This window comes from Leptolyngbya subtilissima AS-A7, assembly GCF_039962255.1.
Classification (GTDB): Bacteria; Cyanobacteriota; Cyanobacteriia; order Phormidesmidales; family Phormidesmidaceae; genus Nodosilinea.
Map to the genome: position 1 here is coordinate 336,235 of NZ_JAMPKY010000006.1, position 22,937 is coordinate 359,171.

A 22,937-nucleotide genomic window follows, 5' to 3' on the forward strand; every position below is an offset into this window, starting at 1 on the left:
GGGGAAACAGGTTTGAAACGGTTTACGCAGTGGCTAGAGCATCGCTGGGTCAACCCAGCCTATGTAGGTTGGATATTGCTGGGGCTGGCGCTGTTCTTTTTTGCGGCGGCCACTAATACCTTGGCGGGCTGGCTATATGTGATTAGTGGAGTGATGCTGGCGCTGCTGCTGATCGCGGCAGTGCTACCACCTCGGAACTTGCAAGGACTTGTGGTGACGCGATCGCCCATTGCCCCCGTCACCGCTGGGGCACCGTTGGATATTGAGCTGAGGGTTCGCAATACTCAGCGCCAGAGTAAAGGGCTGTTTCAAATTATCGACCCTGTGCCCTCGCGGCTGGGGGCCGTGGCGACACATGCCGTGGGCGCGCTGCCCCCAGGGCAAAGCCACACCTGGCGGTATGCAGTGCCAACCACGCGGCGAGGCGTCTACCGCTGGTCAACGATAGATCTGCGCACAGCGGCCCCCCTGGGTTTGTTCTGGTGTCGGCGCACAATGCCCGCTCCTGCCACAGCCGTGGTCTATCCCCAGGTGTTGCCCCTGAAGCGCTGCCCTCTACTGGATACTGTCGGCCAGCGCCAGGGTCAGCACTGGCGCTACAGCCCGCTAGCCAAGGCTGACACCCAGGGAGTAACGCGATCGCTGCGCCCCTACCGCTGGGGCGATCCAACCCGGCTGATCCACTGGCGCACCAGCGCTCGCTACGGCGAACTGCGGGTGCGCGAGCTAGAAAGCATCACCACCAGTCGAGAAGTTTTGATTGCCCTCAACACCACCGCACGCTGGAATGAGGAGAGCTTTGAGCAAGCGGTAGTAGCGGCAGCATCGCTCTATAACTACGCCTTAAAGCAGGGGTTTGCCGCAGCCCTGTGGGTTCCCCAAGTAAACACCCTGCGCGACTCAGCCCGAGTGATGCACGCTCTGGCTGAAGTGAACCCTGATCCAGGCCACGAGCTGCGAAGCGTAAAGTCTAGGGCATCCCAGAAGCGGGAGTCGACCTGGGACGAGGATTCAGGCCAAAATCGCGCTATTACTCTGCCTCAAGTAACAACAATTTGGCTCACCGCTGCTGGAGCCCAAACCGTTAGCCTCGCTGCTGGCAGTCGACAATTGATTTGGGGCAACGGCGATCGCAACGCTACTTCGGCAGATATGCTAAGCACGCTTCAAATGGATCCAAGTCTTCCTCTGGAACCGCAGCTACAGGCTAATTTAGCGGCTAGATAAATGTGGAGTGGCTGTGGCGGCATTGCGCAAAAAATTGGCAAAAAAAAGGAGAGCTCAAACGGCTCTCCCTACCATCAGGGTGCATCTAGTATCATGTTAGCCCAAAAATTGCATGGGGGGTAAGACCCCTTATTGAATTTTTTCAATATTTCTAGGGCATATCATTGATTGAGTTTTTGGCTAAGCAGCTGATTGCTCAACTTTGGATCTACTCTGCCGCCGCTACGCTTCATTAGCTGACCCACAAAGAAGCCTTGAAGCTTTTTCTTACCGCCGCGATAGGCCTCTAGCTCTTCGGGATGGGCTGCCAACACTTCGTCGATCATGGCCTCGATCTGCGCAGGGTCAGAAATCTGGCTGAGGCCTCGCGCTTCCACTAGGGCTTTAGGAGAGCCGCCCTGGGTCAGCAGCTCAGGTAGCAAGTCTTTGCCGATTTTGTTGCTGATAGTGCCCGCCGCGATCAGCTGCACTAGCTCGGCTAGGGCAACAGGGGTTAGGGGCAGCGCATCAATGGATACTCGCTCGGTGTTGAGATAGGCGGCAATGTCTTGGGTAATCCAGTTGGCGGTGAGTTTGGGGTCAGCACCAGCCGCCATCGCCGCTTCGAAGTATTCCGTGATGGCGCGCTCGTCGCTCAGCACGCGGGCATCGTAGGGAGAGAGGCCAAACTCAGACTCGTAGCGATCGCGCTTTTGAGCCGGTAACTCGGGCAGTTCCGCCAGCCAGCCCTCTTTTTGCTCTGCTGACACCACGATGGGCGGCAGGTCAGGTTCAGGGAAATAGCGGTAGTCACTAGAGCCTTCCTTAGAGCGCATGCTCTTGGTGCGCTGGCTGCTTTCGTCCCACAGGCGAGTTTCTTGAATGATTTTCTCGCCGGTTTGGTTAGCTTTGATTTGCCGATCGATTTCGTACTCGATCGCTTTTTGAATGGCGCTAAAGGAGTTCATATTTTTGATCTCCACCTTGGTGCCAAACTCCTCTTGGCCCACTGGCCGCACGGAGATATTGACATCACAACGCAGAGAACCCTCCTGCATGTTGCCGTCGCTAATGCCCAGGTAGCGCACAATGCGGCGTAGCTCTTGGGCGTATTCGGCAGCTTCTTGGCCGGTGCGAATATCGGGCTCGGAGACAATTTCGATCAGGGGAACGCCGGCTCGGTTGTAATCAACCAGGGAGTAGGTGGAGCCAGCTAGGCGATCGCTGCCTGCGTGCACCAGTTTGCCCGCATCCTCTTCCATGTGCAGGCGGGTGATGCCGATACGCTTGCGGGTGGCTTCTTTAGTCTTTTTGTCGATCAGCTCGATCTCAAGCCAGCCGTGCTCAGCAATGGGCAGGTCGTACTGAGAAATTTGGTAGTTCTTAGGCAGGTCGGGGTAGAAATACTGCTTGCGATCGAACTTAGAGTAGGGTGCGATCTGGCAATTTAGGGCTAACCCAGCCTTGACGGCATACTCCAGCACACGTTGATTGAGCACCGGCAGCACCCCCGGCATGCCCACCACGATAGGGTCGATGTAGGTGTTAGGGTCGGCCCCAAAGGCTGTAGAGGCTGGGGAAAAGATTTTGGTTTCGGTACACAACTGACAGTGGGTTTCGAGGCCAATGATGGCTTCGTACTGAGTTTTAGCGGGCTGAGTTTTGGCGGGGGCCGCAGTGGTCATAAACCGCTCCAACGGGGAATTGCATTCTTAGAGTAACTATTGTAGCCCTGACGGGGTAGGTGGAGGGGTGGGGGAGTAGGGGGTAAGGGAGTGGAAGGGTGAGGGGTGGGGAGTGGTCATAGCAGATAACCTAGGATCATACCGATGAGAAGGACGAAGCCGAGTTGGACGTTCTGCCGAAAAATCTGCCCGTAGAGGTTGAGCGGTGGCTTGTAGCGGCTGAGCAGGTAAGACTGGCGCGACCACACGATTAGCGCAGCGGCCAGCCCCAGCCAGTAGGGAAACGCGAGGAACAGCAGCAGGCCTAGCCAAATTAAAAGCAGCCATGCGCCGAAGAAGCAGAAGCCAATGAACTGGGGGGTGTAGTCGCCAAAGAATAGGGCAGCGGAGTTGACACCCAAGCGGCGATCGTCGTCGCGATCGGGGATGGCGTAGACGGTATCGAAGCTTAGAGTCCATAGCACCACGGCCAGCCAGAGAATCCACACCGGTAGATCTAAGTTATTAGTGACCGCTGCCCAGGGAATCAGCACCGCAAACCCCCAGGCGAGAGACAGCACCAGCTGCGGCACCGGAAACACGCGCTTTGCCAGGGGATAGAGCAAGATAAACGGCACGGCCAGCACGCACAGCCAAAAGCTGAGGGCATTGAGGTAGAGAGACAGGCCGTAGGCGCAGAGGAGGGACACCAACAGGACTCCGATCCCCACTTGCACGGACAAGTCGCGGGCGGCAAGAGGGCGGGTGCGGGTGCGCGCGACATGGGGATCAATGTTGCGATCCCATAGGTCGTTGACGACGCAGCCAGCGGCACTAGTAGCCAAGGTGCCTAGAATAATGACGCCAACCAAAGGTAGGGGAGGGCTACCTTCGGCAGCCAGCACCACCGACCACAGAGCCGGAATCATCAAAATCAATCGCCCGGTAGGCTTATCCCAACGCAGCAGACGAATGATGGCATCTAGGGTAGAGGGTTCGGGACGGGTAGAAGGACTCGCCATAGTCGCCAACGATGAGTGCATAGGTACATCTTCAGCATAGCGGCCCTTGAGCTTGGCCCAAAGCGTTGGCAGCAGGGCACAGCAGGGTTAAGGCGATCGCTCTACGCTATAGATTTGCATGCCCTTAGCAGTTAGAAAGTCTAAATTGACAGGCTCTGTTGAGGTCGCGCTATTGCGCAGCAGTGAAGTGAAGCCACCTGCCCCTAGCCTAGATTGGGGCCACAGGCGATAGCAGGGAAAGGCGGACAGAGGTGAGGCATTGTCGGCCAAAACGGGGACGTCTACTGCCTCAAACTGGGGAAACTTTTTGAGCAGCCACTCCACGACCTGCTCGTTCTCTTCGGGAGAGAAGGTGCAGGTCATGTAGGCTAGATAGCCGCCGCCTGCCACCGTTTGCGCGGCACTGGCCAAAATTCGCTTTTGGCGACTGGCGTTTTTCTTGATGTTGACGGGGTGAAAACAGCCTAGGGCCTGATCGCCTTTGGCCAGGAGTGACTGGCCGCTGCATGGAGCATCGACCACCACTACTGAGGCGGTGTGGGAGAGTTGTTCGGCAAAGGTTTGAGGATCGAGGTTAAACACCAGCGAGTCTGTCAACCCGCAGCGTTTGAGGTTAGAAATCAAGATTCTGACCCGCTTGCGAACGACCTCGTTGCACCAAAGATGATCGGGCATCAGGGCTTTCCAGGCCAGCAGACTTTTGCCCCCTGGGGCGGCGCAGAGATCGAGCACTGACTCTGTTGGGGTTGCGATCGCGCTAAACACCGCCGCCGAGAATACCGAAGCCATATCCAGGCAGTAGTAGGCGCCAGCTTGGTGAAGAGGGTGTTGACCAGGGCGCTGATCACCGCTGAGGCGATCGACCCAGGCGGGCTGCCAGGGTAGGGGTGGTGCGATCGCAAAGGGCACCACCTCTGGCCGAGGCTGCATCCACACAATGGCGGTGGGAAACGGCTGAGGGTTGACCAGAGCCTCTACAAAGGCATCGCGATCGCGCTCCTCAGCAAATAGCCGACGGCTCAGTTTTAGCAGCAGGTTAGACGGTTCGCCCATAGGGCAGGATTATGCCACAGCCTGCGGGTCAACCCTAGATATATGGGCAATGAACCGGGAATATTGCTCCTCAAGCTTTGACCTTAAGTTAATTAATCGTTAACTCAATTCGTATTTAAAGAACGATGGAGTTTTAAGAGGATAATATTCAACCCAACTAAATAGTAGTTATGGTCACATTAGCAACTAAGTTTTCAAACATAGATCTAGTGAGCTCACTATCTTCTCCGTTAGTCAACAGGGATATTACCCCTGTTTGAACTGATCCCTAGCAAGTTTACGTTCGTTAAAGTTTTAAGAAACGTTCATTCACATAATTGTGACTGTGCTCAACACAAACATGAAGACAATATAAAGGGCGTTTAGCAATTGCAGAAGCTATATCCTTGTAAGCGTCAGAGGTTTGGGCCTTACGGTAGATGATCCCCATTTTTTCAAGAGTGAAAATGTAGAGGTTAAACACAGCTTTTAGGAAGCCACTATGAAATCAGCGCAGTGCCAGGTGTCATCTTGTAGCCGCTGCCGTTTTTATTCTCCGGAGGGACGGCGGGGAGGACAGTGCAGTCAGCTCGGCGTACCTGTAGAAAGCCGGTGGTCACCGTGTTCCTTAGCTGTACCCGTGTTTACATCGCCGCTGGTGACGATGAAACCCCTGGACTTTTTGCCTCAACCCTTAGATTTAGGCTTTGCCGAAGTTTCCCGAGAGGCGGCGCGACTAGAGGCATCATTAGAGGCCCCTGCTGTGGAGAGGTATTCAGAAGACGCTCTTCGACCTGCCCCTGCCCGAGTTCGGCGCTAGATCGACTGTAGTTAGCTCCCAAAATTTCTGAGAAATTATCCCACCCTTTTGCACGGACAACTGAAGTACCTAGGCAGCTATGTCTCATAGGGCGCTAAAGCTCTCACTTTTCGGTGGGTAGGTGAGGGGCAAAGGCTGGGGTAGCATCTGAGGCCGCAAGAAACGGGTGGTCTGGACTGGGGGCGATCGGTAGATTGGGAATTGTAGTTGACCTATGGCTGCGAAACCCATGAATCCTGTGGTGAAATCTGCAACCTACGACGATGAAACCTACAGGCAGATAGCTGATGCGATCGCATTTCTGCGCCAGCACTATCTCGACCAGCCCGATCTGGCCGCCGTAGCCCGCCATGTGCACCTCAGCGAATACCACTTTCAGCGCCTGTTTACTCGATGGGCGGGCATTAGCCCGAAGCGGTTTTTGCAAAACCTGACGGTGGACTATGCCAAGGCCAAGATTGCCGAAACCAAAAGCCTGTTGGATCTGACTGGGGATGTGGGTCTGTCAAGTCCAAGCCGTTTGCACGATCTGTTTGTCAGCCTAGAGGCCGTGTCGCCGGGTGAGTTTAAGTCCGGAGGGGCGGGCCTGGAGATTCGTTACGGCATTCACGCTACTCCGTTTGGGCTGTGTTTGCTGGCCAAGACCGCACGGGGCATCTGCAATCTGCACTTTTTAGAGACACCAGATCAGGCGACGGCGGAGCATCTATTGCAGGCGGAGTGGCCTAAGGCAACCTTGGTAGACGACCAGCCTGGAACGGCGGAAGAGTGTCATCGTATCTTCACCCCAGACCCCAATCACCCCTTGGCGCTGGCAGTCAAAGGCACCAACTTTCAGATTCAGGTGTGGCGGGCGCTTTTGCAGATTCCTCCGGGTGGGCTAACGACATACCAGGGCTTAGCAGAGGCGATCGGCCGGCCTACAGCGGCGCGAGCAGTGGGCAATGCCATTGGACAGAACCCGGTAGGGTATCTCATTCCCTGTCACCGGGTAATTCGAGCCTCGGGTGAGTGGGGTGGCTACCGCTGGGGGCCAGCGCGCAAGACGCTGCTGTTAGGCTGGGAAGCGGGACAGACCCAAGCCCTCCCCCAGGAGGTGTAATGCGAAAAATCGATATTGCCGAGCTTTTGCTGCTGGCGGCACTGTGGGGCGGCTCGTTTCTGTTTATGCGGGTGGCGGCTCCGGTACTGGGTCCCCTATGGCTAATTGAGATTCGCGTGGTGCTAGCTGGTTGTGCTCTGCTGCCGATGGTCGCACACCTCAATCTGTGGTCAGAACTGCGCCAACACTGGCGAGCCCTTCTAGTGGTAGGCAGTATTAATTCTGCGATCCCCTTTGTGCTGCTGGCCTTTGCTTCCCTGTCGCTACCGGCTGGGTTGACCTCTATTTTGAATAGCACAGCGCCGTTGTTTGGCACGGTTGTGGCCGCGGTCTGGCTCCAAGAAACCCTTACCCTCACCCGGTGGATTGGCTTTGGGCTGGGCTTTGTGGGTGTCGTGATTTTGGTAGGTTGGCAACCGATTATGGCGACACCAGGGTTTGGATGGGCGGTGGCGGCAGGGCTAGTTGCTGCTTTTATGTATGCGATCGCAGCTCCCTACATTCGGCAAAATTTGGCTGGAGTCTCGCCCTGGACCATCACCGCTGGTAGTCTATGGGGGGCTGCCCTGACTTTGCTACCGGCCCTACCCTTCACCGTGCCGCACCAAATGCCTACGCCCACCGTTGTCGCTGCAGTGGTGGCTCTGGCGCTGCTCTCTACAGCCTGCGCCTACCTACTCTACTTTCGGCTGATTCAAAACGTCGGCCCGACCAAGGCACTGACGGTAGGGTATCTAATTCCCATGTTTGCCGTGCTTTGGGGTGCTGTGCTGCTGGCAGAGCCCGTCACCTGGTCGATGGCAGTAGGAGGCAGCTTGATTTTGCTGGGCACCGCGATCGCCAACGACCTATTCAACCCCAGACAAAAAAGAGCCCAGACTCCTTCAAGAGAAGTCTAGGCTTGGGGTTCTAGGCTAAGTTTTCCAACATGGTGGCCTACTCCGCCGAGCCAGATTCTCCTGCATCGGGGACAGTGGCTACGGGCTCAACGATACCTGCGGCCTCGGCTTCGGCAGCTTTTTTGCGGTCTTCGCGCTTTTTGCGATCGGCGGCCAGCATGTCTTTCATTACTTCCTGGGCCTGGGCAAATTTCTCCATGTTGCTGCGGTAGAGTTCGACATCTTTTAGCAGCTTATCGTTGGAGATATTGAGCTTGCCCGCCAGGTCTTTGAATAGGGCCTCGACAACTGCTTTATCTTTGAGGTCTTCGGCAGGGGTCACAGCTTCTACCAGAGTGTAGAGCCCGATGCCAAAGGGGCGGCTGTACTTGAATTTTTCTCGGTTGGCGACCGAGGCCAGCGTGCCGCGCAGGCCATCGCCGCCGTCGCCGAGATGCTCAAACTGCCCCTTCAGATCGTCTAAGGACATGCCGTTGACGGAAGACCTTACGGCCTCAGCATCACCGCGATAGTGCTCGGGGGTGCTGTTGATGGAACGGCACAGGGCGTTGAAAATGGTAGTTTTGTCGCTCTCGGGCTCGTAACCGACCATGAAGCGATCGAAGGTGGTAACAATGCCCAGGGCGTAGATGGGGTCGTAGGCAAAGTCGACATTGACGGAGAGCAGGTGCATCTCTACCATCAGCTCGTCTACCACGCGCCGGTAGATGGAGTTGATGGGGCGAGTGTGGTGGGTGTAAAAGTCGCGCTTGGCGTCAGATACCGTGCGTACGGGTGCGTTGTTCACAGCCTAGGGTTCAAAATATTACAGTTCTTATATTCTATTGTCTCGCGGGACTGTGCCTTTGCCAACCTACCCAGTCAAAGCTGGGGATCAACGGCCTTTGAGCTTTTTGCGAACTTTGGCGGTAGTGCGTTGCAGCCAAAGGCGGGCCAAGCGAGGTTTGGTGAGGTCGGGAATATTCCCAGGATGCTTGGCCCGATAGTCGAAGAAGTGGTTGATTTCAGCCAGAATGACCTCTAGCCGGGGCAGCAGAGCTGGGGCACGGTAGGGTTCTAAATCTGTGGTGGACATCGCTAGGGGAGTAGGCGTTTGCAGGGCGGTGAGGATGCGATCGCAGTCATACCCCGTCGAATGCACCCCAATCTTGTAGCAGTTAAACCCCGGATCTAAGTAATCGGCCAGCGCTCCGTTGACGCTAGTGAACACCTGACAACCACAGGCCATCGCCTCCATGGGGGGCAGGCCAAACCCCTCGCTCACCCGGCTCAGCGCCCAGTATTCTGCCGAGTCGTAGAGAAAGATTTTGCTGCGGTTAAACAGAATCGAGAGATCGTCGACAAACCCAGTCAGCGTCACCAGATTGCAGCGAGACTCCAAGGCTGGAACCAGCTGGTTGAGCAGATAATCTGACGACTTGCGCACCTGCACCAACACGTCAATATCCCTAAACTGCTGTTGGTTGGTGAACTCGGGCGAGATGTGGTTGGGCAGGTAGAAAACTAGCCCGTTGGGCCGCTTTTGCCCCCAGTAGCCCATGGAATTGCGGCTGACGGTAATGATGGGAATGTCCCTTGGGAGGGTGAACCCGTAGCCACTGCTGTGGGCGTGGTAGACCACCGGGTAGCCTCGCAGCCGCTTCACCAAGCGAGGAATATGAAAGCCCCAGCTAATTACAAAAATACTGTTGCCGGGGCTGGGCCGCTGGAGCAGGTCATCCAAAAACAGCGTGTCATCCTCGCGCTGGTCGTAGGTGACCACCTCGGCGGAGCAGACCTGCTGGGCTAGCTTGAGGGTCTTGAGCTCAGCAAACAGCCCGCCGCAGTGGAAGCGCTTGCCGGTGCCGGGGACCAGAAAGTATAGGTGACGCATGGATGTTTTGCGAATTGACTAGCCATTCTACAAGTGGACTAGTCACTTTAATCGGGTTTCAGCCAACTCAGCCGCGTTTAAGATGGAGACATTTTTTAGCTGTTGCCTCAGCTCTAATCGCCCTCAATCATCAAACGTCCCAGAGTTTAGGGACAGGTAGGTGATGAAAAAACTGGCCCATTGGCTGGGGCAGTTTTGCCCTAGGAAAGAGTTTGCCATCGGCTCGCACCACCTACAGTGAAAGCCACACTGGAGGGTGGAAACATGTCGATTAACCATTTGGGATTGCTGGGCTTGGTCGCGATCGCCCTGCTAACGATCGTTCTCTGGCTAGGTCGCCGGTGGCGCGAACAGCAGTATGACCTGCGCGGCAAGACCATTTTGATCACTGGGGGCTCCCGGGGGCTGGGTCTGGTCATGGCCCGCCAGCTGGTAGCGGCCGGGGCTCGACTGGCGATTTGTGCGCGGGATGAGGCCGAATTGGAGCGGGCAAAAACCGAACTGGTGCAGCAAGGCGGGGAGATTTTGGCCCTGATCTGTGATGTCACCCACCAGACCCAGGTCGAGCAGATGGTGCAGCAGGTCAGCGAGCAATTTGGGGCGATCGACATTCTGATCAACAACGCTGGCACTGACATCGTGGGGCCGTTAGAGAACCTGACCATGCAGGACTACGACGACCTGATGCAGCTCCATTTCTGGGCACCGCTCTATGCTACCCAAGCGGTGCTGCCGGGGATGCGCGATCGCAAAGCTGGTCGCATCGTCAATATTTCGTCTGTGGGGGGCAAAGTGGCGTCGCCGCACATGGTGGCCTACTGCGCCAGCAAGTTTGCCCTGACGGGGTTGTCGGCCGGATTGCACATTGAACTGGCCCAGGCCGGCATTGTCGTCACCACGGTCTGTCCCGGTTTGATCTATACGGGCGTTAACGATCACGCCCTGTTTAAAGGACAGCGCAGCAAAGAATATACCTGGTTCAGCATTAGCGAGTCGCTGCCGATCATCTCTGCCAGCCCAGAGAAGGTAGCTCGAACCGCCATTGCCGGCATGCGTCGGGGGGCGGCCGAGGTGGTAGTGCCGCTGCCAATTCTGCTCATGGCCCGGTTCTACGGCCTGTTTCCGGGGCTCATGACTAGTTTGCTGAGCTGGGGAAGCAGGCTGCTGCCGGGACCCGTTGCAGGTGGTGAAAAGCGGGCCTTTGGCCGAGACAGCCACTCGCTTTGGGCACCATCCTGGTTGACCTATCTGAGCGATCGCGCCGCGCGGCGCAACAATGAACTGCCCGTCCAGGAGCCGAAGTCGGCCTCCGAGGCCGAACCAGTGGGTAGCAGGGAGCAATAGCCCAATGGCCAAGCCGTGACGCTAAACAGCTTTGATGCGGCTAAATTCGCCCACTTCCCGCAGGGCGTCTAAAAAGGCATAGAGCGCGGGGGTGTGCAGGGCGTCCTTCAAAATGGTGGCCCCAATCGGCCGAGAAATTGGGAAGGGCATAGAGACAATCTGCACATCAGGGGGCACCGGCTCGGCGGCGAGGCGCGGCAAAATGGCGATGCCCAAGCCCTGCTGCACCATGGCCACCATCGACGAGTCGTGGCGAATGCAGTAGGCAATTTCTAGAGGATGCTCTTGGGCACCCAGCACGGTGCGAATGCGCAGGCCACAGCTGCTGTGGCTAGAGCCAATAATCGGCATTTGGCGCATGTCATCGACGGTAAGCTTTCCGGTTTTGGGGCAATAGCCGGGGGGCAGCAGGGCCACGTAGTCGTCGTCAAAGATGTGCAGGGTTTCAACATCGTCGTCAACGATGGTTTCAGCAACGCAGATATCAACTTCGCCCTTAAACAGCGCCTGCTTCAGTTGGTGCACTTCATCCATTTCGTGGACGCTGATGGCGATGGTGGGGTAGCGGCGGTGCAGCCGAGCGATCGCCCCGGGCAGCACATGGGTCGCAACGCTGCGAAAAGAGGCAATGCGCAAATTGCCCCCCTGTACGCCCCGGGCCTGGTTGGCCTCGCTGCCAATGGTGTCGAGCAGGCTCAGCACATCGCGGGCGTGGGCGGTGATGCGATCGCCCACGCTCGTCAGTCGTGCCCCATGGCGGCCCCGCTTCAGAAGGGTAACGCCCAGCTCGTCTTCTAGGGTGGCAATGGCGTGGCTGATGGTGGACTGGGTGACATCGAGCTTGAGGGCCGCTTCGCTGAAGTTGCCGCACTCGGCGATCGTCACCAGTGCCCGCAGTTGTGACAGCTTGATTTTGTTGAGGTTCATGGCGGCTCCAAGCCCCTAAACGCCTATTCCAAGGCTAAGGGCAGAGGCTTGAGCTGGCCTATCGATTTTTTGCATAGCACCCATTCACGTCATGCTTTGTTACAAACTGATGCCCCGAATACATTGGATACATCAGCAGCGGTAGCGCTTGGGGCGAGATGCCTCTACTCCTAGGAGTGGAACCCTAACCGTTAACCTCAGCCTTTGCATTCTGACCCTTTGCATTTGTGCTCAGCCCCTCTAGGGCTGACAGAGGCTTTTGGTTAGACGTGCAACTGCCCGCTGTAATTCCTTTAGTCAGAAAATGCCATGAACACCACTACTCGTAACTCTAATTCCGAGCTCAACCGGCAGCGGCAGCGCCTTGAAACCCTAGTACAGCCAGCCCAACGGACCCTAGGTGTAGGCCAGGCTCTCAGTACTCTGGGCGATCGCCTGCTCAACTTCTTCACCGGCACCCAAGAGCTGCGCATTTGGCAGAGCACCCGCAACGGTCATCAAGTCTGGTTTGCTCACGATCCAGTCACCAATCGCACTCGCTCGTTTTATTCTGAGCAGGATGTGCGGTACTGGCTCGACAATCGCTACTACGAATAGTCGGCGCTATTGCCATCGAGAACCATGATGGAATACCCCGACGCAGAAGGTGAGGCGCACTGTAGCCCTCCAACCTCCAGGGCAGCAAATCCGAGCTTAGGCCGGCTTGCTGCCCTGTTTGGTATAGGCTCACCAACCGCCTTCCCCGTTGTCTCGGTTGCGTAAATATTGACTGAATTGACTGACGCTCAGCGGGCGGGCAAAGAAGAACCCCTGACCAAATTTGCAGCCCAATTGAGTGAGCGACTCCAGCTGGGGGAACTGCTCAATCCCTTCAGCAATGACTTGAATATTCAGGTGGGCCGCGAGGTGAATGATGGTTTCGACGATGCCGTACTGCTGTGAGCTGTGATGAATGTTGGCGATGAAGCTGCGATCGATTTTGAGAATATCTACCGGCAACTGTTGCAGGTAGCCAAGGGAAGAGTAGCCAGTGCCAAAGTCGTCAATACTGAGGCGAATGCCGCGATCGCGCAGGGTTTTAATGATCGGTACCACTTGCTCAGGATTTTGAATCACGACGGTCTCGGTGATCTCGAGTTTAAGGTTATCCGCGGGCAGGCCGCTGTCGGCGAGGACGCTGTCAACCTGGGCCAAAAAATCGGGCTGAGCAAACTGAAGCGCTGACAGATTGACGCTAACGACAGCATCGGCGTTGATCAGGCTACGCCGTCGCCAGCGCTGCATTTGGGTACAGGCTTCTCGAAGCACCCAGGCCCCGATCGCCGCCATCATGCCCGTGTTTTCGGCAATAGCAATGAAGTCGTCGGGGAACAGCAGCCCCCGGTCGGGGTGCAGCCAGCGCAGCAGGGCTTCGCACCCCATCAGCTGCTGGGTATCGAGGTTCAGGATCGGCTGGTAGTGGAGCTGAAATTCTTGCCGCTCTAGGGCCAGCCTGAGGGCAGTCTCAATCTGGAGCGAGCGACGCACGTCGAGGTGCATGCCCGGCTCAAATAGGGCATAGCCCTGGTTGTTGATTTTGGCCTGGTACATAGCAGTGTCGGCATCGCGCAGCAGCTCGTCGGGGTGCTGGTAGTCGGGGCCGCCTATGACAATGCCAATGCTGGTGTTAGTGAATAGCTGGTGCTCTTGGATGTGCAGCGCTTCGGTAAACCGCTGGCGAATGCGCTGGGCCACGGCGATCGCATCCCCCGCCTGGTCAAGGGTCGTCAGCAGAATAGTGAACTCGTCGCCGCCAAACCGGGCTACTACGTCGGTGGGGCGCACGCACTCCTGCACAATGGTGGCCACCCGCTTCAGCAGTTCATCCCCCACCCAGTGGCCAAAGGAGTCGTTGATCAACTTGAAGCGATCGCAGTCAAGAAACAGCACCGCGTACAGCCCCGGCTCGGGTAGGCCAAATTGCTCGCCCAGGTGGCTCAAAAACTGACGACGGTTGGGTAGCCCGGTGAGCGGGTCGTGCAGCGCCTCGTAAGCCAGCTGATGCTGGGCCAGCTGGCGCTCGGCAATCTGCTCGTGGAGCGATCGATTGAGCTGCTCTAGCTGCCGCGTACGCACTTCCACCTGGCTTTCTAGGCTATCGTTGAGCCGCCGCAGCTCGGTTTCCATCTGCTGGCGGTAGGTGATGTCCTCAAACAGTACAATGGCTCCCTGTGGCCAATCGGCGGGGGGGCTGGCACCGACAGCCAGCGATTCTAGCCGCAGCTCGTACCAGCGATCGCCCCGCTGGCGCAGCTGATGCGTTACCGCTTGACCGCGACAGACCCGCTCCCACAGCTGCTCCCAAGCGTCGCCCTCAAACCAGTCGGGCGGCAGGGCCAAGCCCAAGCGATCGCCCGCCGCTAAATCCAACCATTCGGTGGCTAAGGGGTTGGCAAACCACACGGTGCCATCCGCCGCCGCCGCCACTAACCCTAGGGGCAGGCTGCGGGCAATGGCCGCCTGAATTGCCTGCGATCGCCCCAGCTGCTGAGTCAACTCGACTAGCTGGGTTAAATCCGAGGCGCGATCGCCCTGGGGCACTAAGCCAGTCTGATCGAGAGCAGCGGCGGAAGTTGGGGGCTTGGGCAGCAGCACCTCGGGTGAGTGACGATGCTGTAATGCCGTTGTCATCTGCCGCAGCCAGCGGGTCTGTCGCAGCCAGTGCTGACCCAGGGTCAGGCCGCCAACGGTACTTAGCAGCAGCCCCGGACCCACCACCGGCAACCACAGGTTAGCGCCCATGAGCACTAGGGCAGTTCCCCACCAGCCTGCGACCAGGCCGCCGACCAGCGCCCCCTGCTGCCAAAACGTTCCCTGTCGCCGCTGTAGCTTCAAGCTCAGGGCTAGGGCCAGGGCGATCGCCCCGGCCCAGCCACCAGCCACCGGTCTTAACCAGCGCTGGAGCAGCAGGTTATCGATCAGGGCTCCGTGCAGATAGATGCCACTAGCAGGCGGATCAACATTGAAGGGGGTCGCCCAATCGTCGAGCCCCAGGGCCGTGGCCCCAATTAGCACAACCTTGCCCTCAAACGTTTGGAAGGGCACCCGACCCTCCAGCACATCCACAAAAGAGTAGGTGGGCAGCGCCTTGGTCGGACCGGGCCAGTCAACCCAGAGCGGGCGATCTAGAGGGGGTAGGGAGACGGCCTGCTGGGTAAGGCTGAGGGCTTCTGCGGTGGCAATAGCTAGGGCGGGCCGGTGGCCCACCATCGGCTCAACGCTGTGGATGTAGCCACCCTGGTGGCGCTGCAAAATATGGCCAGTGGCCAAAGCCGCCTCAGTTAGCGTCGGGTTTAGCCCTAGGGGACGCCCGTCGCGATCCCAGGCGGAGGCTAGGATGACAGCAGAATGAGTGGCGATCGCCTCGGCAAACACCGCATCATCGGGGCTGGGGTCGCTAAACAGCAGGTCGAACACCACCACCTGGGGGCGGCCTCTTTGCAAACCTTGCATCAGCTCAGCGTAGCGGCGACGCGGCCAGGGGAACGCTCCCAACGCGTCTAAACTGGGTTCGTCAATGGCAATCAGCACCACCTGGTCAGCCCAGGGTCGCTCACCCCACAGTCGGAAGCGTAGCCCATACTCGGCCTGCACCAGGGGCGTGAGCAGGCCCAGCTCGCTCAAACTCACAACCAACAGGCTGGCAGCAGTCAACGTCAGCAGCGATTCTAACCCTCGCCGAAACCGGCTAGAGAAGATAGATCTCATGGACTTCCTGGCGGCCAAGGGGAGTAATCACTACAACCTCAACTCGCAGTCGGGCTGTTGCCACCCGGGTCAGGCGAAATTCACCTTGGCGATCGACAAGTTGGGGGGCACCATCGACAAATACGGTGTTGACGGGGTCGACTCGACCCGTGAGCGTGACAACGCGAGTGTTCCCCTGAAACGATACGGTGCGCTCGTACTCTAGACCCGAATCATCCCGCAGGGGTACTGGCTGGGTGGGAGGTTCGCCGGGCAAGATTAAGTTTTGGTAGCCCCCAGGCACCGGCACCGACGCCCCAACGGCGCTGGTTTCTACCGCTCCGGAGAGGGTGGCGATGCCAGTCTTGCCGTCGTCCTGCACGCTGACGCCAAACTCCGTCCCCCGTACGCCGCTAATGCCGGCGGGGGTTTCGATCTCAAACTCAGAGCCTTGGTTGGTAAAGCGACGCAGCTGAGTACGCACCTGCCCCCGCGACACATTAAGGTGGGTAATGCGCCCACCATCGGCGGCCGTCTCGAGGGTGCGAATGCGCAGCTCGGTACGCTCTGAAACCTGCAAAGAGCCGAGGTCAGTATCTACGTCTAAAACCGCGGTCGATCGCGACCCCGTCCGCAACCCGTCACCGACCTGACCGAGGCGATCGCCCGCCCGAGCAGGGCTAGTGCTGTTGGAACGCAGCAGCGTCACCTCTCCCTGTAGCTGTCTCAGCGACATCCCTCTCTCCACTCGAACAGGTATAGCTTGAGTAGCAAAGGATACAGATACAACCGCAATAATACTGATTCCAACTAGGGCCAGCTTTCGCCACCACGAGGAACGCGTCTTTGAAGCGGAGGCAATTGGCCGTAGTAGATGATTGATCATGTGTACTTTTTACCATGATCTCTCTTTACATACGTTAGCCGACGTAGTAATTCTTGAGGCTCTCTACCCGCTTACGCCGATATCAGCTTTGGTTCTAGGCTGCTAAAAGACTTAACCTTTACAGTTTCACTACCGCTTATCGGCCTATCAACTAGCTATACAGGTCGTCAAAAAGCTGTGTAGCAATTGTTGCACCTCTTTCTTCTTCGCAAGGCTCAACCGACGCAAGTTAAATTGGGCTGCTTTGCTGAAGTAATGACCTTGTTTGGGCCGAAGTCACTACCTGGTCATACCAGGCGTTGGCTAGCTTCTCGGTGAACTGGGCCGACTGAACCCAATGCAGCACCAGCTGCTCCCGCAATTGCTCAAACAGGTTGGGATAGTTAGCCTCAATCCATTCAGTATTTGAGGCTATCCAGTCCATCACTATTTGCGGGGTGACTTCGGGGTGAAACTGTAGGCCATAGATATTGCTGCCGATGCGAAAAGCCTGATTTTTGCAGGCACTGTTAGTGAGCAGCAGTTTCGCCCCGACTGGCAGATCAAAGGTATCAAAGTGCCACTGCATCATCGGCATCCCCGGTGGGTAATCTTGCAGCCAGGGTTCCTCAGGGGCAGCGGTTGGGAATAGGGGCGTAAAGCCAAGTTCTGGAACCTCGTTTTGATAAACTCGGCTGCCAAAGGCACGGGCAATGAGCTGAGCCCCTAGGCAAATGCCCAACACTGGCTTGCCCTGACTATGAAATTCGCGAATTAGCTCTGCAACTCGCGCTAGGTGAGGAAAGTTGTCGTCTTCGCAGGCGTTCATTTGGCCGCCGAGCACAATTAGAGCGTCGTAATAGCCATAGGGCGGAGTCGGTCTCTGGGGTACTAACCAGGTGTGCAGCCAGGCTCCTTTGACCTCTAAATATCGGCCTAAAATGCCCACAGGGTCGGCTTCGACATGTTGAACGACCAAAATATCCATAGATGAACCCGGCCTTTGATAGACGCTTGGGGTGAAATCTTGTGCAGCAAGAGTAGCTAAGCTTAACTCAAATGCCCCCGGGGGGCATACCATCAAGCTTGTCATATCAAGTTATCCCAGAATTCTTCGAGGTTGGCAAACAACTCGCTGGCGTTTGTGACTTTGTTCTAGGTAGTAGTTTTTGGGGAAAGCAAAGGTGCCCTACGATCGCCAACCGCCGAGTCAGAGTTACTGCTCAGCGGTTGGCGAGAAACTATTTCAGGTAGCCTGCCCCTAGGGGGTTACAGCATGCCGGTGGTGCCATCGGTCCGGTGGGTGTCGTTAACACTGCGGCGATCGTCAACCTGCTGATCTGAGTCACGGCTGACGGTAGACTCTAGCCGGTGCCAGGCATCTTGGCTAGCGTGCTTGGCCTTCTCCCAGCCAAGGCGGCCGTTGTGGCTTTCATAGTCTTTCCGCAGATGGGGTTCAGCCTGGGTAAAGGTCATACCTTGACCAGAGTAGGTGTTGTAGCCCTCATAGCCAGTGCGATAGGCAGGGCTATAGTCGTCGTAGCTGTGGTCAGCCTCCACATATGGCCGATTTTTGTAATTGGTGCGCCAGTAGTCGTCCTCCACGGTGGGATCAACTTTTTCTGCAACGCCTTTACCCGCTAACCCACCAGCTACAGCGCCAACGGCTGCACCAACTACGGCTCCCACAGGGCCACCCACCGCACCACCGACCGCAGTGGCGATCGCGCCTACTCCGGCCGCGCCTACTCCAGTGCCAACGGGGTGTGCTCCAGGCTGCCCAGTGATGGGATCGGGGTTAGTGTCAGGATTGCGATCCAGGTTCTTATCGCTTGCCATGGTGTTAACTTCCGTACTAACAACAATGCCTTGCATGGGCCATCGTTAAATAGCCTCACGCTCTGCATTTAGAACTGTTCACAGATTAGAAATTTCTCAGCTGAAATGCGCCGGCAGGATGGCAGAGATTTGTCTATGCAACTGGGGAGAGTTAGCGCCGTTCTGCCAGCCCACACCGGTGCTGTTCTCGGCTGAAGCTGCCCGCGTGAAAAGAACACCACCGACCTCAACCCGTATCTACAATGACAAAAGCGACTTCGTCAGCCTGTTTTACTAAGCTGAAACGTCTGGAGTCGTTCTATGGTCGGCATGCTAACCCAAGCACAGAGCCTAGTAGAAAGGGCCAAGGCCCTCGGCATCAAGTTTTTTCTAGTTTCCTACACCGATTTGTTAGGGGGCACTCGAGCCAAGCTGGTGCCCGCCACTCAAATGGCTGCAGTAGAAAAAGACGGCGCGTTTTTCTGCTCTTTTGCCTCCAACCTGGGCCTGGGGCCGGAGGCCGCAGAAATCGCCGCGGTGCCTGACCCCGACTCGCTAATTCAGCTGCCCTGGGAGCCTACGGTGGGCTGGGTAGCCAGCGATGTGTACTTTGAGGGCGAACCCTTTCCGGCTGCCCCGCGAATGATACTCAATCGAGTGATCGATCAGGCAGCAGCGCTGGGCTACACCCACAAAACAGGGGTAGAGGCAGAATTCTTTTTGCTGCGGCAGACAGAGAAGGGCTATGAAATTGCTGACCCTAAGGACACTGCCGATCGCCCCTGCTATGACCAGCTCAACCTGATGCGGCAGTTTGACCTAATCTCAACTTTGGTCACCTATATGGAGGACCTGGGCTGGCAGCCCTACCAGTGCGACCACGAAGATGCCAACGGTCAGTTTGAGCTGAACTGGACCTACAGCGATGCGCGGACTACCTGCGATCGCCACGTGTTCTTCAAATACATGGTCAAAACCCTCGCCGAGCAGCGCGGGTTCACCGCCACCTTTATGCCCAAGCCCTTTAGCCACATCACTGGCAACGGCGGCCATGTCCACAACAGCCTGTGGCAGGGCGACACCAACGTCTTTGCCGAAGGTGCCGACAACGGCGGCCTTTCGCCCATCGGCTACAACTTTTTGGGCGGTGTCTTGGCCCACGGCAAAGGGCTGGCTGCTCTCTGTGCTCCCACGGTCAACTCCTACCGTCGACTGGGGGCCAGTACCACAGCCTCTGGCAGCACCTGGAGCCCCCGCTACATTTCCTACGGCGGCAACAACCGATCGCACCTGATCCGCATTCCTGACAAAGGTCGGTTCGAGTGCCGCATGATCGACGGTGCCGTTAACCTCTACCTAGCCACCGCCGGCCTTCTAGCCGCCGGTCTAGAGGGCATCAAACAGCAGATTGACCCCGGCCAGCGCATTGACGAAAACCTGTTCGCCCGAGGCGACGAGTTCACCAACCTGCAAACCCTGCCTCACAATCTCTACGAGGCCATGGCCGCCCTCAAGCAAGACGCTCTGCTGATGGACATGATGGGAGAACTCGGTGCCAAGACCTTTCTAGAAATGAAAGCGAAGGAATGGAACGCCTTCAACGCCCAAATCACCACCTGGGAAATGGATCAGTACGTGAATATCTAAAGGGCACGAACAAACAACCGTCTGCCCCTGGCATAGAGGTAGCTGGTGGGCAGTGCCCACCCTACGGTTGCCCAAATCAATTGCAGAGAAAAATAAGACGCTTGGCAAGGCAGAGGTTTAAACCGATGATCCGTCAATCCTTTCCGTGAGGTGAAGGACGACGGAACGTCCTTCTCGTAGGGGTCTGGGGGGACCGAAATCCCCCCAGCGGCAAGCTTGGCTTTTCTCCCCAAAACTCTCTCAACGAGCAGTTAGTTAAGTCGTCACTTAGTCCCACTGCATCGCCACACAAACGCACCCCACGGCCCCTAATTTCACAGGAAAAAACCTTTAGCTTGGCGCGCGGCTGGCACTCGCAAGGCAGTCAATAGCAGGGGTATAGGGTGCAAGGTATGAGGGCTATTGCTGCACCCTATACCTCAGGTATTAATTCCCTCATCAGTTCGGTCGTCGCCTAGCTGGCGGGCGGCTATCCGCCACAGAGAGAACCAAGGGTTCCATGGCACCATAAAGCCATCGCACTCAACCTTGGACCCATGAACCCCTCTCCCCAAGCTTTCTACGACTGGTATAAGCGCACCCTTGATAATCCTAAGTATCGCTGGCTTCTGGCCGGTGCCACGCTGTTATACCTGCTTAGCCCCATTGACATTTCTCCCGACTTCATCCCCATCATCGGCTGGATTGACGATGCTGCGGTAGCCTCTTTGTTCATTGCTGCCATGTCGCAGATTGCACTTTCAGGGTTGAATAACAAACGCTCTGGGCTCCAGGCCGACGCCCCCGAGACCGCTCACACCACCGTAGATGTCAACTATGACTAACGGGCGACTGGGCAAAGCTCAATCCGCTGACGAACATCCCTATTAGGGGCATTACAATGCAATGCCCCTACGCCAACTATGGAAATAGCCTTTAACGACGTCTTCAAACCGTTAAAAGCCTGAGGGATGAGATAGTCGTCCATCCCAACAGTCAAAACCGACAACCATTTGATTGGCTCACTACAAAATTTAAAGTTGCTATGCCTGTAAACAAAAATCCTCAGCCGCCACGATCGCGCCAAATTGCCAACATCGTCCTGTGGGCCGCTACTGGCCTCCTGCTGCTCAACATTGTGTTCTCGGGGTTCTTCGGCAGCCAAACGGCCCGCGAACCCTACAGCATGTTCATCCATCGGGTGCAAGAGCAAGAGGTATTACGAGCCTCCGTGGGGCAAAACGAAATTCGCTACCAAGTCAAAGATGCCACCACTGGTGAAGCGGGCGATGTCTACAGCACAACGCCCATTTTTGACCTCCAGCTGCCCCAGCTACTCGAAGACAACGGCGTTGAGTTTGCTGCCGTGCCGCCGCCCAAGGGCCAGTGGTTTGGCAGCCTGCTGAGCTGGGTGATTCCACCACTGATCTTTATTGGGGTGTGGCGATTCTTCTTGGCCCGTGGTGGCGGTGGCCCCCAGGGCGCCCTTTCCATTGGCAAAAGCAAAGCCAAGGTCTACGTCGAGGGCGACGCAGGCAAAATTACCTTTGATGACGTGGCCGGTGTCGAAGAGGCCAAAGCCGAACTGGTAGAAGTTGTCGATTTCCTCAAAACTCCCCAGCGCTTTACGGATCTGGGAGCCAAAATTCCCAAGGGCGTGCTGTTGGTTGGCCCGCCAGGAACCGGTAAGACTTTGATGGCTAAAGCCGTCGCAGGTGAAGCAGGCGTACCTTTCTTTAGCATTTCGGGCTCTGAGTTTGTGGAACTGTTTGTAGGCGTGGGCTCCTCCCGCGTACGCGACCTGTTTGAGCAAGCTAAGAAACAGTCCCCCTGCATCATCTTTATTGATGAGCTGGATGCGATCGGCAAATCCCGCTCCAGCAGCAGCTTCTACGGCGGCAACGACGAGCGTGAGCAAACCCTCAACCAGCTGCTCACCGAGATGGATGGCTTCGAGGCCGGTGGCACCACCGTGATCGTGCTAGCCGCCACCAACCGTCCCGAAACCCTTGACCCTGCCCTGCTGCGCCCCGGTCGCTTCGATCGCCAGGTACTGGTCGATCGCCCCGATCTCAAAGGCCGCGAAGCCATCCTTAAGATCCACGCTAAGGATGTGAAGCTGGCTGACACCGTCGATCTCAAGACGACCGCCACTCGCACCCCAGGCTTTGCCGGAGCTGACTTGGCCAACCTGGTCAATGAAGCTGCCCTGCTGGCTGCCCGTCGCGGCAGCACCGTAGTCGAGCAAGAAGACTTTGGCGAGGCGATCGAGCGCGTCGTCGCCGGTCTAGAGAAAAAGAGCCGTGTGCTTAACGACAAAGAAAAGAAAATTGTCGCCTACCACGAAGTCGGCCACGCCTTAGTTGGCGCTATGATGCCCGGCACCGACGAGGTTGAAAAAATCTCCATTGTGCCGCGCGGTATGGCCGCCCTCGGCTATACCCTCCAGCTGCCCACCGAAGACCGCTTTCTGCGCGATGAGGCCGAGCTGAAGGGGCAAATTGCTACTCTGCTGGGCGGGCGATCGGCCGAAGAAATCATCTTCGGCAGCATCACCACCGGAGCATCCAACGACCTTCAGCGGGCCACTGACCTGGCTGAGCAGATGGTCACCACCTACGGCATGAGCCAGGTGCTCGGCCCCCTCGCCTACGATCGCGCCCAGCGTAACGCTTTCCTCGATGGCGGCACGCCCAATGCTCGCCGCCCCATCAGCGAAGAAACGGCCAAGGCGATCGACGAAGAGGTGAAGGCGATCGTTGAAGAAGGCCACCAGCGTGCCCTCGACATTCTCAAGCAGAACCGCGAGTTGCTAGAGACCCTAGCCCAGCAGCTGCTAGAGGACGAGGTGATCGAAGGCCCGCCCCTGCGCGAACAGCTCAAGCAGGTACAGGAACCCCAACTAGTTGGTTAAGAGCTATTGAATAGTTGACAATTGCCCCAACCTGGCTTGCACAGGCTGGGGCAATTGTTGTAAAAGCGCAGCTGCGAGACGTGCTCCGAACTGGCCCAA

Annotated in this window: 19 protein-coding genes; 9 read left to right on the forward strand and 10 right to left on the reverse strand. The window is 57.1% G+C overall.

All coding sequences use genetic code 11. The annotated features are described in order from the left end of the window. The first annotated feature begins 12 nt into the window (after nt 1–12). Nucleotides 13–1,227, forward strand: a complete 1,215-nt coding sequence (locus NC979_RS15265; RefSeq protein ID WP_199308664.1) for a DUF58 domain-containing protein — start codon at nt 13–15, stop codon at nt 1,225–1,227. Between the two features lie 161 nt (nt 1,228–1,388). Here the strand turns inward: NC979_RS15265 and gatB are convergent, their stop codons facing one another. From gatB to NC979_RS15280, 3 genes are all read right to left on the reverse strand, one after another. Beyond that, the gene (gatB, locus tag NC979_RS15270) at nt 1,389–2,891 is read right to left on the reverse strand and encodes an Asp-tRNA(Asn)/Glu-tRNA(Gln) amidotransferase subunit GatB (protein ID WP_190515500.1); all 1,503 of its coding nucleotides are present in this window, start codon (nt 2,889–2,891) and stop codon (nt 1,389–1,391) included. 116 nt (nt 2,892–3,007) lie between these two features. Beyond that, nucleotides 3,008–3,892 (reverse strand): 4-hydroxybenzoate solanesyltransferase, encoded by an 885-nt coding sequence (locus tag NC979_RS15275; RefSeq protein ID WP_190515503.1) that lies wholly within the window; start codon nt 3,890–3,892, stop codon nt 3,008–3,010. Nucleotides 3,893–3,979: 87 nt separating this feature from the next. Beyond that, nucleotides 3,980–4,945, reverse strand: coding sequence for an RsmB/NOP family class I SAM-dependent RNA methyltransferase (locus tag NC979_RS15280; protein ID WP_190515506.1), 966 nt, complete (start codon nt 4,943–4,945; stop codon nt 3,980–3,982). A gap of 481 nt (nt 4,946–5,426) precedes the next feature. Here NC979_RS15280 and NC979_RS15285 point away from each other — a divergent pair, with 481 nt between their 5' ends. The 3 genes from NC979_RS15285 to NC979_RS15295 all read left to right on the forward strand — a co-directional run bounded on the left by NC979_RS15285 (nt 5,427) and on the right by NC979_RS15295 (nt 7,745). Next, nucleotides 5,427–5,744, forward strand: coding sequence for a hypothetical protein (locus NC979_RS15285; protein WP_348253777.1), 318 nt, complete (start codon nt 5,427–5,429; stop codon nt 5,742–5,744). 214 nt (nt 5,745–5,958) lie between these two features. Further along, the gene (locus NC979_RS15290; RefSeq protein ID WP_242023866.1) at nt 5,959–6,846 is read left to right on the forward strand and encodes a bifunctional transcriptional activator/DNA repair enzyme AdaA; all 888 of its coding nucleotides are present in this window, start codon (nt 5,959–5,961) and stop codon (nt 6,844–6,846) included. Continuing rightward, entirely contained in the window at nt 6,846–7,745 is a 900-nt protein-coding gene (locus tag NC979_RS15295; RefSeq protein ID WP_190515508.1) for a DMT family transporter, read from the forward strand. The genes NC979_RS15290 and NC979_RS15295 overlap by 1 nt, the downstream gene beginning before the upstream one ends. A 37-nt stretch (nt 7,746–7,782) precedes the next feature. Here the strand turns inward: NC979_RS15295 and psb29 are convergent, their stop codons facing one another. After that, nucleotides 7,783–8,532: a photosystem II biogenesis protein Psp29 gene (psb29, locus tag NC979_RS15300; RefSeq protein ID WP_190515510.1), complete on the reverse strand. Its 750-nt coding sequence runs from the start codon at nt 8,530–8,532 to the stop codon at nt 7,783–7,785. A gap of 87 nt (nt 8,533–8,619) precedes the next feature. Further along, nucleotides 8,620–9,618 carry a glycosyltransferase gene (locus NC979_RS15305; RefSeq protein ID WP_190515513.1) on the reverse strand — a complete coding sequence of 333 codons (999 nt, stop codon included), beginning with the start codon at nt 9,616–9,618 and terminating at the stop codon, nt 8,620–8,622. A 264-nt stretch (nt 9,619–9,882) separates the two neighbouring features. On the opposite strand from NC979_RS15305, the gene NC979_RS15310 reads away from it, so the two are divergent. Beyond that, nucleotides 9,883–10,962 (forward strand): SDR family NAD(P)-dependent oxidoreductase, encoded by a 1,080-nt coding sequence (locus NC979_RS15310; protein ID WP_190515515.1) that lies wholly within the window; start codon nt 9,883–9,885, stop codon nt 10,960–10,962. A 21-nt stretch (nt 10,963–10,983) separates the two neighbouring features. On the opposite strand, the gene NC979_RS15315 is transcribed toward NC979_RS15310, so the two are convergent. Then, a complete protein-coding gene (locus NC979_RS15315; protein WP_190515517.1) occupies nt 10,984–11,889 on the reverse strand; it encodes a LysR family transcriptional regulator in 906 nt (301 codons plus the stop codon). Between the two features lie 309 nt (nt 11,890–12,198). Here NC979_RS15315 and NC979_RS15320 point away from each other — a divergent pair, with 309 nt between their 5' ends. Continuing rightward, the gene (locus NC979_RS15320) at nt 12,199–12,486 is read left to right on the forward strand and encodes a hypothetical protein (RefSeq protein ID WP_190515520.1); all 288 of its coding nucleotides are present in this window, start codon (nt 12,199–12,201) and stop codon (nt 12,484–12,486) included. Between the two features lie 129 nt (nt 12,487–12,615). On the opposite strand, the gene NC979_RS15325 is transcribed toward NC979_RS15320, so the two are convergent. The 4 genes from NC979_RS15325 to NC979_RS15340 all read right to left on the reverse strand — a co-directional run bounded on the left by NC979_RS15325 (nt 12,616) and on the right by NC979_RS15340 (nt 18,319). Next, nucleotides 12,616–15,636 (reverse strand): EAL domain-containing protein, encoded by a 3,021-nt coding sequence (locus NC979_RS15325; RefSeq protein WP_190515523.1) that lies wholly within the window; start codon nt 15,634–15,636, stop codon nt 12,616–12,618. Continuing rightward, nucleotides 15,617–16,351: a FecR family protein gene (locus NC979_RS15330; RefSeq protein ID WP_242023867.1), complete on the reverse strand. Its 735-nt coding sequence runs from the start codon at nt 16,349–16,351 to the stop codon at nt 15,617–15,619. The genes NC979_RS15325 and NC979_RS15330 overlap by 20 nt, the downstream gene beginning before the upstream one ends. A 379-nt stretch (nt 16,352–16,730) precedes the next feature. Continuing rightward, nucleotides 16,731–17,468, reverse strand: coding sequence for a type 1 glutamine amidotransferase (locus tag NC979_RS15335; RefSeq protein WP_190515527.1), 738 nt, complete (start codon nt 17,466–17,468; stop codon nt 16,731–16,733). A gap of 281 nt (nt 17,469–17,749) precedes the next feature. Further along, nucleotides 17,750–18,319: a hypothetical protein gene (locus tag NC979_RS15340; protein WP_199308666.1), complete on the reverse strand. Its 570-nt coding sequence runs from the start codon at nt 18,317–18,319 to the stop codon at nt 17,750–17,752. 300 nt (nt 18,320–18,619) lie between these two features. On the opposite strand from NC979_RS15340, the gene glnT reads away from it, so the two are divergent. The 3 genes from glnT to ftsH4 all read left to right on the forward strand — a co-directional run bounded on the left by glnT (nt 18,620) and on the right by ftsH4 (nt 22,838). Beyond that, entirely contained in the window at nt 18,620–19,945 is a 1,326-nt protein-coding gene (gene glnT / locus NC979_RS15345) for a type III glutamate--ammonia ligase (protein ID WP_190515529.1), read from the forward strand. 536 nt (nt 19,946–20,481) lie between these two features. Next, nucleotides 20,482–20,769, forward strand: coding sequence for a YkvA family protein (locus NC979_RS15350; RefSeq protein WP_190515532.1), 288 nt, complete (start codon nt 20,482–20,484; stop codon nt 20,767–20,769). A 200-nt stretch (nt 20,770–20,969) separates the two neighbouring features. Further along, complete coding sequence (ftsH4, locus tag NC979_RS15355) at nt 20,970–22,838, forward strand: ATP-dependent zinc metalloprotease FtsH4 (RefSeq protein WP_190515534.1); 1,869 nt, start codon at nt 20,970–20,972, stop codon at nt 22,836–22,838. Nucleotides 22,839–22,937: the final 99 nt, after the last annotated feature.